This is a genomic window from Catalinimonas alkaloidigena (assembly GCF_029504655.1).
Taxonomy (GTDB): Bacteria; Bacteroidota; Bacteroidia; order Cytophagales; family Cyclobacteriaceae; genus Catalinimonas; species Catalinimonas alkaloidigena.
Genome location: NZ_JAQFIL010000001.1, coordinates 7,650,685 through 7,667,035 on the forward strand (window position 1 = coordinate 7,650,685; position 16,351 = coordinate 7,667,035).

The 16,351-nt window shown below is 41.8% G+C and carries 14 protein-coding genes; 9 read left to right on the forward strand and 5 right to left on the reverse strand.

Going from position 1 to position 16,351, the window contains the following annotated elements; translation table 11 throughout:
* Positions 1–101: 101 nt before the first annotated feature.
* The gene (locus OKW21_RS31130; protein ID WP_277487423.1) at positions 102–392 is read left to right on the forward strand and encodes a hypothetical protein; all 291 of its coding nucleotides are present in this window, start codon (positions 102–104) and stop codon (positions 390–392) included.
* A 92-nt stretch (positions 393–484) separates the two neighbouring features.
* On the opposite strand, the gene miaE (OKW21_RS31135) is transcribed toward OKW21_RS31130, so the two are convergent.
* Positions 485–814, reverse strand: a complete 330-nt coding sequence (gene miaE, locus OKW21_RS31135) for a tRNA isopentenyl-2-thiomethyl-A-37 hydroxylase MiaE (RefSeq protein WP_277487425.1) — start codon at positions 812–814, stop codon at positions 485–487.
* The gene (miaE, locus tag OKW21_RS31140) at positions 792–1,073 is read right to left on the reverse strand and encodes a tRNA isopentenyl-2-thiomethyl-A-37 hydroxylase MiaE (protein WP_277487427.1); all 282 of its coding nucleotides are present in this window, start codon (positions 1,071–1,073) and stop codon (positions 792–794) included. Before miaE (OKW21_RS31140) ends, miaE (OKW21_RS31135) begins: the two co-directional genes overlap by 23 nt.
* A gap of 72 nt (positions 1,074–1,145) precedes the next feature.
* Here miaE (OKW21_RS31140) and OKW21_RS31145 point away from each other — a divergent pair, with 72 nt between their 5' ends.
* From OKW21_RS31145 to OKW21_RS31160, 4 genes are all read left to right on the forward strand, one after another.
* A complete protein-coding gene (locus OKW21_RS31145; RefSeq protein WP_277487429.1) occupies positions 1,146–1,862 on the forward strand; it encodes a glycosyltransferase family 2 protein in 717 nt (238 codons plus the stop codon).
* Between the two features lie 40 nt (positions 1,863–1,902).
* Complete coding sequence (locus OKW21_RS31150) at positions 1,903–2,439, forward strand: hypothetical protein (RefSeq protein ID WP_277487431.1); 537 nt, start codon at positions 1,903–1,905, stop codon at positions 2,437–2,439.
* Positions 2,440–2,499: 60 nt separating this feature from the next.
* Positions 2,500–3,039 (forward strand): hypothetical protein, encoded by a 540-nt coding sequence (locus OKW21_RS31155; protein ID WP_277487433.1) that lies wholly within the window; start codon positions 2,500–2,502, stop codon positions 3,037–3,039.
* Positions 3,040–3,181: 142 nt separating this feature from the next.
* The gene (locus tag OKW21_RS31160) at positions 3,182–3,418 is read left to right on the forward strand and encodes a hypothetical protein (protein ID WP_277487435.1); all 237 of its coding nucleotides are present in this window, start codon (positions 3,182–3,184) and stop codon (positions 3,416–3,418) included.
* An 825-nt stretch (positions 3,419–4,243) separates the two neighbouring features.
* Here the strand turns inward: OKW21_RS31160 and OKW21_RS31165 are convergent.
* Both OKW21_RS31165 and OKW21_RS31170 read right to left on the reverse strand, forming a co-directional pair.
* A complete protein-coding gene (locus OKW21_RS31165; RefSeq protein WP_277487437.1) occupies positions 4,244–5,281 on the reverse strand; it encodes a sugar kinase in 1,038 nt (345 codons plus the stop codon).
* 104 nt (positions 5,282–5,385) lie between these two features.
* Positions 5,386–6,414, reverse strand: coding sequence for a LacI family DNA-binding transcriptional regulator (locus tag OKW21_RS31170; protein WP_277487439.1), 1,029 nt, complete (start codon positions 6,412–6,414; stop codon positions 5,386–5,388).
* Positions 6,415–6,785: 371 nt separating this feature from the next.
* Between OKW21_RS31170 and OKW21_RS31175 the strand changes: the two genes are divergently transcribed.
* Complete coding sequence (locus tag OKW21_RS31175; protein ID WP_277487442.1) at positions 6,786–8,252, forward strand: glycoside hydrolase family 28 protein; 1,467 nt, start codon at positions 6,786–6,788, stop codon at positions 8,250–8,252.
* Positions 8,253–8,382: 130 nt separating this feature from the next.
* The gene (locus OKW21_RS31180; RefSeq protein ID WP_277487443.1) at positions 8,383–12,609 is read left to right on the forward strand and encodes a hybrid sensor histidine kinase/response regulator; all 4,227 of its coding nucleotides are present in this window, start codon (positions 8,383–8,385) and stop codon (positions 12,607–12,609) included.
* Here OKW21_RS31180 and OKW21_RS31185 read toward each other — a convergent pair.
* A complete protein-coding gene (locus tag OKW21_RS31185; protein WP_277487444.1) occupies positions 12,578–13,774 on the reverse strand; it encodes an alpha/beta hydrolase family protein in 1,197 nt (398 codons plus the stop codon). The genes OKW21_RS31180 and OKW21_RS31185 overlap by 32 nt on opposite strands.
* Positions 13,775–13,948: 174 nt before the next feature.
* On the opposite strand from OKW21_RS31185, the gene OKW21_RS31190 reads away from it, so the two are divergent.
* Both OKW21_RS31190 and OKW21_RS31195 read left to right on the forward strand, forming a co-directional pair.
* Positions 13,949–15,613, forward strand: a complete 1,665-nt coding sequence (locus tag OKW21_RS31190) for a ribulokinase (protein ID WP_277487448.1) — start codon at positions 13,949–13,951, stop codon at positions 15,611–15,613.
* A complete protein-coding gene (locus tag OKW21_RS31195; protein WP_277487452.1) occupies positions 15,610–16,311 on the forward strand; it encodes an L-ribulose-5-phosphate 4-epimerase in 702 nt (233 codons plus the stop codon). The genes OKW21_RS31190 and OKW21_RS31195 overlap by 4 nt, the downstream gene beginning before the upstream one ends.
* The last annotated feature ends 40 nt before the right edge of the window (positions 16,312–16,351 follow it).

The window sequence follows — 16,351 nt, forward strand, 5'->3', positions numbered from 1 at the left end:
CATGATATAAAGAATTTTTTACTTATGTAATATTTCCGCCTTTTCGGAGGAACTGTTTTAGAGATTATTGGGTATATTGAATCTATTAATCTCATAAAAATATGGTTTTGACTTTTGTTGTTTTTGCAATTTTATCAGTAATAAGCCTTGCAATCTATTTGGTGGAAAGTATCAGTCACCAGCGTACGCTGAGGCGCAATCATGATGACAACGGAAATTTCTACGCTGGAAAACTTCAGCCGATAATGGTCACTGCTATACGAAAAGGTGAAATGCAGGAAACTTATTATTATATGCCGGAACAACAGTTACAACATGGACATTATCAGCTAAAGGTAGAACGTTCACTTTTTAGGAGTCTGGTGATGAGCACTCAGCTTTCAGCTAATTAATACCGTTACAATTTACACAAACGTTAAGGAGCAGTTTCAGGACTGCTTTTTTATTTATTGATGTTGTGGTTTAGCCGGGCGATATAATGCTACTAATGTAATGCAGCCCTTAACGGTAAATTTTCTACAATTTTTGCTTCCTCAGCAACTAATTCAGCAATGCGTTCGTCTACCTCCTTTTTATCAAAGTACCGCAATGCCATATGTACAAAAATATGACTATGTTTAGCTTCCGAAGCCCATAAGAGCTTATAGAAGCGCCGAATATCCTCATCCTCCTGTGCTTCGCTTACTAACTTAAAACGTTCACATCCTCTACTCTCTATCAGAGAAGCTAAAATTAGCCGATCACGGAAACGGGTGAGAGGTGTTCCTCCGTGGCTGAGCGCCATCAGTTGCTTAATATAAGGATCTGGTGACATTTGCTTTTGCCAGTGGAATACCCTTCTGACGCATAAACTCATATACCTGCTGAAAATGTTCCAGCTCTTCAATTCCCGTAGCAATGAGCTCAGGGATAATTTCATGGCGTTCAGGATATTTGGCTACAAAACTCATAGCCATGGCTGACGCCTTTCTTTCACAGTCAGCATGATCCTGTAAAAAACTATTGAAATCGTTCATTACGGTATCTAACCACGCCTGGCTGGAGGCATTAGCAAGTTCTATTTTATATTGCATACTAATATATCTTTAAGAAAGCCTTTACTGCTTTTGATATGACTTTTGCGAAAATATTAATTTTACGGCATTATGCATGAAAACTCACTGGTAGCAATTGCTGATCGCTACTTTAAGCGGTTTGGCTTTTGTGACAAACAGCTGGAAAGTATTCCTCATCCTGATACTAAAATTTCTATTGTAATTCCTTGTTATGACGAGCCGGCACTGACACTTACGTTAGATGCGCTGTACCAGTGTGAACCACCAGCGTTTCCGGTTGAAGTACTGATCGTAATCAACAGTAGCCTTAATGATGATAAGACGCTAAAACTGAGAAACATAGAAACCAGAAAAGAGATAGCGCACTGGAAAAGCAAGCATGAAAAATCCTGGCTCAAAATACAAGTATTATATATAGAAGACATGCCTTCCAAACATGCCGGAGTAGGATTAGCCAGGAAAATTGGTATGGATGAGGCATTGCGCCGTTTTGCTTTCATCAGGTATGCCGGCATGATTGTTTGCCTGGATGCTGACTGCCTGGTAGCAACAAACTACTTGCGGGTATTAGAAAAAGTTCAGGTACATCACAAGCCACAATCCTGCTCCATATATTTTGAACACATTTTAGAACAGGCCGACAATTCAAAACTGCGAATAGGGATTATTTATTATGAATTATTCCTGCGTTATTATGTAAATGCGCTGGCATATAGTCAGTACCCCTTTGCTATGCATACTGTGGGCTCAAGCATGAGCGTCGCGGGCAGATACATACGCACTAAGTGGAGGAATGAACAGGCGTAAGGCAGGAGAAGATTTTTACTTTCTACATAAAGTAGTGCCCTTGGGAAATCATTATGTTATCAACGAAACTGTGGTTTATCCTTCTTCTCGGCTTTCAGCTCGTGTTCCTTTTGGTACTGGTAAAGCACAGCAGGAGTGGCTAAACGATGAGGAGAGCCGTAAACAAGCTTACCATCCTGCTATTTTTGATGATTTGAAAGTGTTTATTCAGTATGTACCTATGTTTTATGAGACAAGCCATTTTGATGAAGAACTCTCCAGCCTAAGATTGCCCGAGGCTTTAAGGACCTTTTTGATAAAACAGCGCTTTGTGGATAAACTCCAAGAGATGAAAGCTAATTCATCAAGCTTTAAAACTTTTAAGAAGCGATTTTTTTTATGGTTTGACGGCTTTAAAGCTTTAAAATTTGTACATTACTGTAAAGATCATTATTATGAACAGCAGGAGTTGAACTTCGCTAGTCAGCAATTACTAGAAAAGTTGGGCTTAGAGAGCGCAGCCAGTATAACAGAACTTTTGCAGGCCTATAGAAGGTTAGATAAGAGTAGATATCCGATAAATTTAATGTTGACTTAAGCAGGTTAAATAAAATATTTTTTAACTTTCTGCTTGAAAAGCAATTTAACCAGCGTTTGTATGTCTTTTCGTAGCATCAACGTGATTATTGAACCTCGCCACTTTTTTCCCTGGATTGCTCAGAAGATCCAGGTTGATGGACAAGCTACGTTTTATGTAAAACGTACTTATCGTCTATTGTCTGCTACCACAAAAGTAAAAAGAATTAACCCTCGCGGGTTGGAGATTAAAATCCATAAGCCCTTCATTCATAGCTCTGGATTTGAAATAATTACTGCTGGAAAGAATTACAGAATTCGTAAAATCTCATACTGGCAATGGGAATGTCGCTGTGAAGAGGAGGTGATCATGGTAAACCGTTTGGGAGGAATCAAATGTGTACTTTCGCAGGAAGGACGCCAGCTTGCCATCATGTCTTTGGGGACCAATCTACCTTTTGTAAAAGATAGAAATACCTATATCAGAGTAAATAGCGATGACTATCTACATATTGCTATTGCCTCAGCATTACTCATCAGCGGTTTTGGTATTAATATCAATCCATTACTGCTGAATAATAATAAGATGAGTTCTTCTATGCGTCCTATTGAAATTGCCTAGCATCCGGCTACGCTACTTGTTTGCGTTGATAAAGCATTCATTCTCCTGATTTTCTGAAAATTCCCCTATAATTCAGAGATGCTTTATTATCAACAGAACCTACATTTGCCTACCTTCGTTTAAGGAATACATTTTATACAATATGGAAGAACTTTTTTATCTGGCAGAAGACTTAGGTCTGGAAAAAGGAAAAGATTTTGATTCAAAAGTAGAGAACCTATCTGCTACTTTTACTTTTACCGACAAACAAAAAGGCGATCTGCTCAGAAACGTATTTTTGAAGAAGTATGCAGAGGGACTAATTAACGTAGGTTACATCTCCAATCTAAAAAAGTCAGCTGTCAGTGGTAAGTATTCTTTTAAAATTACGATTCAGTAAGCAGCTGTAGTACCTCTTTTCAGCTTATCGACGAACTAAGCTAACCATCTGATGAACTTTTTTTCCAACGCTTTAATTTGGAAGGACTTCTTACATTTAGTAAAAACTAGCCCACAAATTGCTGTCTTTCCTCGAGAAAAATAAGGTTGGAACTATGGAAATAGCAGAATTCAAGGAGTTATCTCGTTACGAACAGGTGAATTTTTTGCAGTATAAAGGTGTCTTTTTAACTGTTCTCAGGACAAAACACTATATACTTAAGCTTTACGCAATGAATAAATTTTATGTAGAATTATTGTATGATACCAGTTTAGGTACAGTTGACATCAATGTGCTGAGTGGTATCAATAAACTGGACTATTACCTGGAAGAGATTAAAGTCTAAAGAAAGCAGGCGATACTTTTCCTGCATCGCCTCCCTAGCTTTCCTTACTATACCTAATTATTGCAAGCCAAAAACTTATCGGGCAAAAGTATATGCTCAATAAGAAACTAGTAAATGCAATGGTAGAATTTCAGTAATGTGATTGAGTTGGATAATTTCTGACGCAAATGGTGTTACAGCTACTTTTTGTTTGCTAACCAAATCGCTAAAATTGCCAATACCAAAATGCCTCCAAAAATCAGGAGTAATGTGGTGTTATCCATGCTTTTGAGTTTAGTTAGTTAGTTTATTTATTTCTAATGGTCAAAATAAGTAAATTATTTCAAATACATAAAACGAGGGGCTATATATAAGAAAAACAAATAAGGGAGAGTAAGATTAATGAGGAATGCATAGAATGTTTACCATTGATCACTATCCATTCCTCATCAGCATTAAATTTAACGTGAAACTCTACCCGAAGCATCTCCGCTCATGAGCTTCTCTACCTCATCTACAGTTACAAGGTTGAAATCTCCGTGGATGGTATGCTTCAGGCAGGAAGCGGCTACCGCAAAGTTGAGTGCCTGCTGGTCATCATCCGGATAAGTGAGCAAGCCATAGATCAAGCCGCCCATGAATGAGTCTCCTCCCCCTACGCGGTCTACAATGTGCGTGATCTGGTAAGTAGGGGCTTCATACAGTTGCTTGCCATCGTAGAGCACGCCCGACCAGCTGTTGTGGCTGGCACTGATAGAGCCTCTTAAGGTGATGATCGCCTTCCTGGCTCTGGGAAATTTCTCCATCAGCTGGCTACAGACCGACTCATATGCTGCTGCTTCCACATGGCCTTTGGTGACGTCTACACCTTCAGGATGTATGCCAAACACTTTCTCCGCATCTTCTTCATTGCCCAGGATGATGTCACAGCCTGCTACCAGCTCAGGCATTACTTCAGAAGCTTTCTTGCCATATTTCCAGAGGTTTTTGCGGTAGTTGAGGTCAGTAGAAACGGTGATGCCTTTAGCATTGGCCGCTTTTACGCCTTCCAGACAGACATCGGCTGCGCCCTGAGAAACGGCTGGAGTGATGCCTGTCCAGTGAAACCACTCGGCACCGTCCAGGGCTTTGTCCCAGTCAATCATGCCGGGCTGGATTTCAGAAAGCGCAGAGTTGGCTCGGTCATAGACCACTTTGCTGCCCCGGCTTACAGCGCCGGATTCCAGAAAGTAGATGCCCAGGCGGTCTCCGCCAAAAGCGATATGGTCGGTACCGACATTGTATTTTCTTAAAGTAGAGAGGGCAGCTTTGCCGATATCGTTCTGAGGCAGTCGGGTAACAAACTGAGGCGAAAGGCCGTAGTTGGCGAGCGATACTGCGACATTGGCTTCTCCGCCACCATAGGTAGCTTCAAAATCAGTGGCCTGGATAAAGCGTTGGTAGCTGGGCGTGGCCAGTCGCAACATGATTTCTCCAAAAGTTACTACTTTTTTACGCATAGGTTGATTTGAAAATTTAGATGTTTGAAATAAAAATTAAATGCTTACTCGTTTGCAATTGTATATTTAGCAGGAACTCAACAGGCATCAGGTTAAATAATAAACTATTCCTCTTTTCTGAGGGAAGAACCTCTGATGATGAGCTTAGGCGTAAGCACAGTTTTTTGGCTTACAGGCTTTTTTTCTGACCTAAGCTGATCAAAGAAAAGTTCAGCGGTAAAATTGCCCATCGTGATACTCAACTGATCTACTGTAGTAAGGGGAGGAGAAGTAAAGGAGGTAAAAGGCTCATTACTAAATCCCGCCAAAGCTATCTGCTGAGGAATCTTGATCTGCCTTTCTTTTAAAACCTGCATAGCACCCATAGCCCCATAATCGCTGGCAGAGAAGACTGCATCAGGAAGGGCGGGTAATTTCAAAAGTTGTTCCATACTACTTCTCCCATCCTCCAACTGAAGGTTGCTTTCTACCACCAAAGATTTATCATAGGGGAGTCCATAATCTTGCAATGCTGCTTTGTACCCTCTTAACCGTTCAATGTATATACTTACTTTTTTGGGGCTGGTAAAATGGGCAATGCGTGTACAGCCTTGTTCAATCAAGTGTTCCACAGTCTTATAAGCTCCCAGGTAATCGTCTATCATAACCTGGCTCACATCCAGTTCATCAGTCACCCTGTCAAAAAGGATGAGGGGGATATCTCTGTCCTGTGCTCTTTTAAAATGGCTAAAGTCTTCTGTGTTTTTTCCGATTGAGGCAATGATACCATCTACTCTTGCACTGATCAGGGCATCTACGGTCTGAACCTCTTTTTCGTAATTGTCGTACGACTGGGAGATAATTACCTTATAATGAACCTTGTTGGCAATTTCTTCAATACCCCGGACAACAGAGGCAAAAAAGCTTCGGTCGGCAGTGGGTACCATAATACCAATGAGGTGACTTTTCCCATTGCGGAGAGCGGCCGCAATGTTATTAGGCTGATAATTGAGTTGCTTGGCAGCTTTAAGAACTGCCTTACGCGTATTCTCGCTGATTCTTGGTTTGTTATTCAGGGCACGAGATACGGTAGAAGCCGTAATATTCAGCTTCTTGGCAATATCGTGTATGGTTGCTCGGGAGTTTTTTGCCATGACTTACTAAAAGCAAATTAAAATAATGACCTTTTTGCAAAAGATTCCAGGTACCTCAAGGGTTTAAAATATAACTAGACTTTTAGGTCTTACTGATTGGTTACTGTCAAGATTACCAAAATCAATGAGATTGTCAGTGTTTATAACTTAATAATAATTGTGTAATCGTTTGCGTAAAATAAGCGTCATTTTGATCAAATCAAATTTTTCAGATAAAAGGCGACTCTATACTTTGTCTTGATATCGTGAAAAGAGAAGGGAAATAACAAATTTTGCCTATTATTAGAATATTCATTATAATACAATCGTTTGCATTTCTGTTACAACACATTCACTAGCGTCGTATTAAAAAACTTTACCTAAAATACTGGATGAAACTTAATACTGCTCAATCACTTAACCTTTCTTTTGTTGCTCTGCTGATTATTATTAGTTGTTGCAGTGTGCCTAAGCAAGATGAACAAGAAAAATCTGAGGTCAGTAATAGAGATGCTTGGAAAAGTATGAATGCGATTTTGGCGGAAATCAAACCTCCTGCTTTTCCTGATCGCGATTTTCTTATTACAGATTATGGAGCAGTGGGAAATGGTTCTCAGGATAACACCCAGGCGTTTCAGGAAGCCATAGCAGCCTGCAATCAGCAAGGGGGAGGAAGAGTAGTAGTACCTCAGGGTAATTTTTTTACCGGACCTATTCACCTGAAAAGTAATGTGAATTTACATTTGAAAGAGGGGGCGAAAATTTCTTTTTCAACCAATCCGGACGATTATCTTCCTTTGGTATACACCCGCTGGGAAGGAGTAGAACTGATGAATTACTCTCCACTGATCTATGCTTTTGCGCAAACAAATATTGCTATTACAGGCCAGGGCATATTGGACGGACAAGCTAATGAAACCAATTGGTGGCCCTGGAAAGGCCGCAAAGAATATGGTTGGCAGGAAGGTATGCCGCAGCAGGAAGAAGATGCCAATCGCCCGGCTTTATTTGCTATGGCGGAAGAAGGGGTGCCAGTGAGTGAGCGAAAATTTGGAGCGGGACATTATCTGCGGCCCCAGTTTGTGCAGCCATACCGTTGTGAAAATGTATTGATTGAAGGCGTGACCTTTGTCAACTCCCCCATGTGGATACTCAATCCCGTGCTATGTAACAATGTCATCATTCAGGGGGTAACGGTGGATAGTCAGGGTCCGAACTCTGATGGCTGCGATCCCGAATCTTGTAAAAATGTGCTGATCAGAGACTGTTTCTTCAATACCGGAGATGACTGTATCGCCATCAAATCTGGTAGAAACGCTGATGGGCGAAGGATTAATGTGCCCAGTGAGAATATCATCATTCAAAACTGCTCTATGGCCAATGGGCATGGTGGCGTGGTAATTGGCAGTGAGATATCAGGAGGGGCCAAAAATATCTTTGCTGAAAACTGCAGCATGAACAGTCCCTTACTGGATAGAGCTTTAAGAATTAAGACCAGTTCCATGCGCGGTGGTGTGGTAGAAGATATATACATGAGAAATATAAAAGTTGGACAGGTGGCAGAGCAGGTGATTCGTATTAATATGTTTTATGAAGACTCAGGCTCATTCATCCCCACTGTCAGAAATATTGAAGTAGAAAACATGACTGTGGAGCATGGGGGTGAAGTAGGAATATTGCTGGAAGGTTACGAACAATCTCCGGTAGAAAACATCCGCTTATTTAATGTAAGCATCAATGATGTGAAAATTCCTTATGAGTTTTCTAATGTAAAGAATGTAGTGTTTCAAGATGTGACCATCAACAACCAAAGTATTACGCATCAGGAGCAAAAAATATCAGGGTCTAAAGCTTTTTAGCTATCCCGGCTGTTCCTTTAATTACTATTTTAGGATAGTAAAGCTTACCTAAGTAAGTATTGAAAACAAGATAGAATCAATTTAATAATTTGTATAATTATTTTTATCTGTTAAATAATTGTGCAAGCAAATGAAATTTTCAATATGTCTGCTGTTTTCTCTTCTTCAACTTCCCCTACTTTTATCTGCTCAATATAAGAGTATAAAATTTGAGGAGGTTCGGGCTAATCAGGGGATATCAAGCAATGTTATTTGTATTCTACAGGATAGCCGGGGCTTTATGTGGTTCGGAACACGTGATGGGTTAAGCAAGTACGATGGGTATAACTTGACAAACTACAAGCACGATTATAAAGATGCCGGAAGCATTAGCCATAGTACAGTGATGGATCTTATAGAAGATGAGCAGGGTAATCTGTGGGTAGCTACATGGGATGGCGGTTTGAATAAGCATGATCGATATAAAGATCGCTTTGAGAGTTATCAAGCTAATGAAGAAGATCCTGAAGCCCTCGCTTCAAACATGATCAACAGTATTCTTATCGATAGCCAGGGAAATTTTTGGGTATGCACCAAAGGAGGAGGACTCAACTTATTTGACCGGGAAAGTGGCAGTTTTACTCACTACAGACATCAATCTGAGAATATCAGCAGCATAAGCAGTGATATGGTGACTGAGGTATACGAAGATAGTGAGCAAAACTTATGGGTAGGAACATACGACGGGGGACTAAACCTTTTCAACCGAAAAGCTCAGACATTCACCAGGTTTCAATACGACAAAAGGGATCCACAGTCTCTAAGTCACAATTACATTTCAGAGATATATGAAGACAGCCAAAACCGTTTATGGGTGTGTACCCGAGGTGGAGGACTTAACCTTCTAGACAGAAAAACACAGAAATTCAGACATTTCAGACACTCTCCTTACGACCAGACCAGCATAGCCAGCGATGTAATTCTGTCCATAGAGGAAGACGATCAGGGAGTACTATGGATAGGTACTGAAAACGGTGGAATAAGCATTCTTGAAAACGGAACTGAAATTTTCCAAAACTATAAAGAAGATGGAGGAGATGATACCAGCTTAGGAAACAATACTATTTATGACATCTACAAAGACAATAAAGACAATATTTGGGTAGGCACTTTCAGTAGTGGCCTCCATATGGTAAATATTGATTACAAGCAGTTTGCCCATTATAAGCACAACTCTTCCCCTTACAGCCTGAGTAACAATAATGTACTGTGTATTTATGAAGACTCAAGTAATGATCTGTGGGTAGGAACGGATGGAGGAGGGCTCAACCTGTTTGATAGAGAAGAAGGCCGTTTCTACCACTATAAGCATGAGTTAGGAAACAAAAATAGTATTGCAGGAAATCATGTGTTGAGAGTGACTGAAGATAGTGAAGGTAACTTATGGATAGGTACCTGGGGAGACGGATTAACAATCTACAATAAAGAAAGAAACACTTACCGGCATTTTAATCATGATCCGGACAATCCGCAAAGTATCAACAGTGATAACATCTGGAATATATATGAAGACTCTCAAAAAAATATCTGGTTGGCAACTTATCATAGTGGCCTGGATTTGTATGATCGGCGAAAAGACGCTTTCGTTCATTTTACTTCCAAGCCGGAAGATAAATCAAGTATAGGCCACAATACAGTAAATAATATTTTTGAGGATAGCCACGGTCGTTTATGGGTAGGAACTAAAGGAGGAGGGCTCAACCTGATGGACAGAAAGACGAATACCTTTACACGTTTTGTGCACCATAAGAATAAAAATAGTATCAGTAACAACTTCACCAGTTGTATTTTTGAAGATAAGCGAGGTGATCTGTGGATAGGTACAGAAGAAGGCTTGAATCGTTTGAATAATGAAACGAATAAGTTTACTAACTACTTCCAGGTAGATGGCCTTCCCAATGATTTTATTTTTGGTATTTTGGAAGATGATCATGGCAACTTATGGATAAGTACTAAAAAGGGGTTATCTAAATATGATCCTCTGAACGATAATTTTGAGAACTATGGAGTGGCAGATGGCCTTCAGGCAGAAGAATACCGTGAGGCATACTGTAAAAGCCGTTCCGGAAAAATGTATTTTGGTGGCATCAATGGCTTAAATGAGTTTCATCCTGATAGCATCAAAGAAAAAGAGTTCACCCCTCCTCTGGTCATTACCAAGTTTGAAATATTCAATAGCGTTGTCCCTATTGGACAAGACGATGAAGCAATATTGAAAAAACATATCTCTGAAACTGAGGCCCTAACGCTTTCACATGAGCATTCGGTGTTTTCTTTTGAATTTGCATCTCTCAACTATACACTTCCCGACAAAAAGCAGTATGCCTACCAGCTGGAAGGCTTTGACAAAAGCTGGAATTATGTAGGCACTCAACATATGGCTACCTATACTAACCTGGACCCTGGCACATATACTTTTAGGGTTAAAGGTCTTGATAATCAGGGTAGTTGGTCAAAGAATACTGCTTCATTGAAGCTAACAATTACTCCTCCCTACTGGCAAACCTGGTGGTTCAGGCTGGGGGCGGTCCTATTCATTCTGGGTGGTTTTGTGCTTTCCTTTCATGTGCGGGTAAGGGTAATTCACAATCAAAAGGAGGCCCTTGAACGGCAGGTAAAAGAAAGAACGGAGCAGTTGGAAAGCCTGACTGAAGAGGAACGAATTGCTCGCCTGGAAGCAGAAAAGGCAAGAGTAGAAGCTGAGAAAGCAAATCGTGCTAAAAGCGTGTTTCTGGCTACTATGAGTCATGAAATTCGTACTCCTATGAATGGCGTAATGGGGATGACCGCCCTACTGGAAGAAACAGCACTTAGTCATGAACAGCAGGAATATACAGCAACAATCCGCAGTAGTAGTGAGAATCTGTTGGGAGTAATCAATGATATTCTTGACTTCTCCAAAATAGAGTCGGGAAAGATGGAGCTCGAGGCCAGGGATTTTCACCTGAGAAGCTGTGTAGAAGGAGTATTGGATTTATTTGCTACCAAGGTCAATAAAAACGAAATGAACTTAGTGTTGCAAGTGGAGAATGCTATTCCGACTCAAGTCAGAGGAGATGCACTACGTTTACGTCAGATACTGATGAATCTGGTGGGTAATGCAGTCAAGTTTACAGATAAAGGAGAAGTATTTGTTTTGGTACGCCTGCTAAATCAAAAAGAAAAAGCCCTGGAACTGGAATTTGAGGTAAGAGATAGTGGAATTGGTATACCAAAGGAGAAAATTGAAAGGCTCTTTAAATCCTTTTCCCAAGTTGATTCGTCGACTACACGCAAGTACGGAGGCTCAGGCTTAGGCCTGGCGATTTGCAAAAAATTAATTGAAATGATGGGAGGGCAAATACAGGTACAAAGCGAAGAAGGGGTTGGCTCTACTTTTACATTCAATATTTGCTTACAAAGTAGTCTGCAGAACCAGCCCGATACCTTCTGTGAACTTAGCAGTATGCAGGGCAAACGTGTACTTATTGCGGATGAGAATGCTTCCCTCAGAGAGGTGTTGAGGAAGCAGTTGTCAGACTGGAAGCTTATACCGGTAGCAGTAGAGTCGGTAGAGCAGGCACTCAAAACATTGTCAGAGGCTGATGCTTTTGACCTTCTGATGATTGATACTCAGATGGCAGAAATTCATAGAGATGAGCTTATTGTTCAACTAAATGACACCTATAATCTTCCTGTCATTTTTATGAATGTGGCAGGCATGAATCATCAGTGGTCAATAGAGGGTTGTGCTACATCTATGATCTCTAAACCTATACGTCAGCAATTGTTATATGAGCATTTGCGTAAAATCTTTGAGCCTGATCAAACACAAATAAAGCATAAGCCTGATCCCAAAAAACTATCTGACAGGCTGGCGCAAGAGTATCCGCTTAATATTCTGGTTGCAGAAGATAACCTGGTCAACCAAAAGCTGGCAATAAGAATTTTAGAGAAGCTGGGTTATCATCCTGATCTGGCTAAAAATGGCAAAGAAGCGGTGGCAGCGGCACAAAATAAACACTACGATATCATTTTGATGGATGTAGAGATGCCTGAACTAGATGGTATGGAAGCAACTCGGCAAATACGTGAAACCTCCAGCCATCAGCCCGTGATTATCGCCCTCACTGCAAATGCTATGCAGGGAGATAAAGAAAGTTGCCTGAACGCCCAGATGGATGATTATCTTCACAAGCCTTTCAAACTGACCCAACTCTCAGATACACTTAAACATTGGGCAGTAGAACGCAGGATAAGGAAAGAGTTCGCATGCAAAAGGCTTGATCTCAAGGCAGATAGCGTATTTATTTTTTATAAAAAGTTACCAACTGACTGACTGCTTGATCACCCTGCACCGCATATTTAGGTCTGGGATGTTCTGCATCAAATACCCGAAGTTTCTGATGAGGTTCTACAGTAACAAAACGCTCATCAATTTCTCCGTCATCATTTGTTATTTTCTCCAGTGATAACCCCAGATGCCTGGCGAGAAACCGGTAAGCTCCTTCCCTCTTACTAATTCCATAGTCATGCCCTTCGTCAGGAAGATGGAGGTAGTCTACATTTTCGGCCTTGCCATAAAGCTCATACACATTTCTGATATAAGGATATTCTACTTCAGGTGTATTCAATGTCCAGTCTTTGCCATTCGAGATCAGCAGCATAGGACGAGGAGCAGCCAAAGCAGCTATCTCCACATTGTTGGTTTTATGCGCATGGCTTTGGTGAATAGGCAAGCCGCTCTCACACACGCAGCCTCCAAAAAAATGTGCGGAAACCATGACTACCGGAACTGATACAGCAACTCTATCATCCAAAGCGGTGAGCAGGAAAGTTTGTGTACCTCCGCCGGATGCTCCGGTCACACCTATACGCTCTTTGTCCACCTCCGGAATCGTATGCAAAAAATCTAATGCCCGAATGCTGTTGATAGATTGCAGAGCCAGCGCCTGGGGATGCTTATGATCATTCTGATCAGCATCTCCGTAGCCCACCATATCATACGCAAATACTATAGCTCCCATGCGTGCCAGAGAGGCGCAACGTCTCTGCATATCCTCCCGGGTTCTGGCTGTATACTCATCCTCCTGAAAATGACCATGGGTAGAAAGGATAGCAGGATAAGAAGGGTGTTCCTGAGTAGGACGATATAAGTTTCCTGTAACAAAAAAACCAGGCATGCTCTCAAACGCTACATTCTCTACTGTATACCCATCATGCGTTCTTTTGCTGTGGATGATAGGTTTTAGCGGTGTTCTTTTAAAATCCGGTGACAAATCTAGTCCTTCCCAAATGCCTTGTCGTATTTGCCCCGCCCGCTTCTCCCATGAAGCTAAGTCATTATAAGTAGCAGCATATTTTTCTAAAGCGGCGGCGCCTTCTTCCTCAGTAAAAAAATTGCCCTGACGAAGCAGCCCAGTGTCAGGAGATTGAGCGGATAGCTTGTCGCTAAGCGCCATGATAGTTAATAGTAAAATCAGGTAGCTTGTAGTAGTTTTCATAAAGTCAATATAAATAAAAATTGAAATAAGCGAATACTAAACTACCCAAGTTCTATCAAAAAACGGTTTAGCTCTTTCATCCATTTTATTCTTTAAGTTATTCGTAAAGCTGTTGAATTGCTTATCTTACCGGAGCAACCTAATTTTAGCAAATACCTAAAACTAAAGATAATTATGCATGTAATAGGTGTAGACTACGGTACGGATAGTGTCCGTTCGCTCATCGTAAATACTACCACGGGAGAAGAAGTAGCAACCGATGTATTTCACTATCCACGCTGGGCAAAGAGCCTCTATTGTGACAGTAATCTCAATCAGTTTCGCCAACATCCCCTGGATTATATAGAAGGACTGGAAACTACCATAAAGAATTGTCTGGAAAAAGTATCTCCTGCTATTCGTGATTCTATCAAAGGAATAGCGGTGGATACGACGGGCTCCAGTCCCTGTGCGGTAGATAAGACGGGTACCCCTCTGGCCATGCTACCCGGATTTGAAGAGAATCCTAATGCTATGTTTGTCTTGTGGAAAGACCATACCGCTGTAAATGAAGCACAGGAAATCAATACATTGGCTAAGAAAAGCAAAGTAGATTATACGCAATATGAAGGAGGAATTTATTCTTCGGAATGGTTTTGGGCCAAAATGCTGCACGTACATCGGGTAGACGAAAGTGTACGTAAGGCCGCTTATTCCTGGGTGGAGCATTGCGACTGGATACCCTTTCTACTTACTGGTGGTACCCAGGTGCATGGAATGAAGCGTAGCCGTTGTGCGGCAGGTCATAAAGCCCTATGGCATGAGTCGTGGAATGGCTTACCTCCCAACGACTTCTTTACCCAACTGGACCCGCTGCTGGGTGGTATGCGGGATCGTCTCTTTGAAGAAACTTATACTTCTGATCAGTCAGCGGGGAATCTTTCAGCGGAGTGGGCGGAACGACTTGGGCTTTCTAAGGCGGTAGTAGTCGCTGTAGGAGCTTTTGATGCACATATGGGAGCCGTAGGCGGACAGATAGAAGCTTATTATTTAAGCAAAGTGATGGGAACTTCCACCTGCGATATTCTGGTAGCGCCACGAGAAGAAGTAGAAGGCAAACTGGTACAAGGCATCTGTGGGCAAGTGAATGGTTCAGTGATTCCAGGCATGGAAGGATTGGAGGCCGGACAGTCGGCTTTTGGTGATGTGTATGCCTGGTTCAGAAAACTGCTTTCCTGGCCGCTCACCCATGTGATTCAGCAGTCACAACTTTTAGATGAAGCCACCAAAGAAAAATTGATAACAGAAACTTTGGATAAAATGATTCCTGCCCTTTCTGAAGCAGCGGCGCAGATCAAACCTGCCGAATCGGGAGTGATCGCCCTGGACTGGCTCAATGGTCGTCGTACGCCCGATGCCAATCAAAGGCTAAAAGGAGCGATATTTGGTTTAAACCTGGGTAGTGATGCACCTAAGATTTTCCGTGCACTTGTAGAGGCTACCTGCTTCGGTGCCAGAAAAATTGTAGACCGTTTTCGCTCGGAAGGTATTCCTGTCAAAGGCCTGATTGGCTTAGGTGGCGTGGCAAAAAAGTCACCCTTCATCATGCAGGTGATGGCTGATGTGATGAATATGCCGATCAAGATTGCCAAGTCGGAACAGACCTGTGCTCTAGGAGCGGCCATGTTTGCGGCTACGGCAGCGGGAGCTTATCAGAATGTGGAGGGAGCTATCGCTGGTATGGGTTCTGGTTTTGATGCTGAATATCATCCAGACCCGGAGCAGAGCAAAATCTACGAACAGCTTTATGCACAGTATAATGAATTTGGAAAGATAGTAGAAAAAATTAGTCAGGCATGAGTCAGTATACGGATATCAAAGAGGCCGCTTATCAGGCCAATATGCAGCTACCCGAATTGGGATTAGTGCTTTTTACTTTCGGCAACGTAAGCGCGGTAGACAGAACCAAAGGTGTTTTTGCGATCAAACCCAGCGGAGTGCCCTACGAAAAACTAAAGACAGAAGATATCGTCATCGTTGATTTTGACAACCAGATTGTAGAAGGAAATATGCGACCTTCTTCCGATACCAAAACCCATGCTTTACTCTATAAGCAATGGGAGAATATTGGAGGCATAGTGCACACCCATTCTACCCATGCCACCGCCTGGGCACAAGCTCAAATGGATATTCCGATTATGGGCACTACCCATGCCGATCACCTTACGGTAGATATCCCCTGTGCCAAAGTGATGGATGATGCTCGTATAGAAGGGGACTATGAACATGAAACAGGCTTTCAAATTATTGATGAGTTTAAGGAAAGAGGCTATTCCTACGAAGAAGTAGAAATGGTGTTGGTAGCCAATCATGCGCCTTTTACCTGGGCAAAGACACCTGAAAAGGCAGTATACAATAGCGCTGTACTGGAAGAAGTGGCCCGCATGGCTTACCTCAGCCTGCAAATCCGCCCCGATGCTCCCCGGCTCAAAGACAGCCTGATCCGCAAACATTACGAGCGTAAACATGGAAAAGATGCCTACTACGGTCAGTCATAGTGTTATATAGTGGGCATTTATTTACATACCCACTATATAA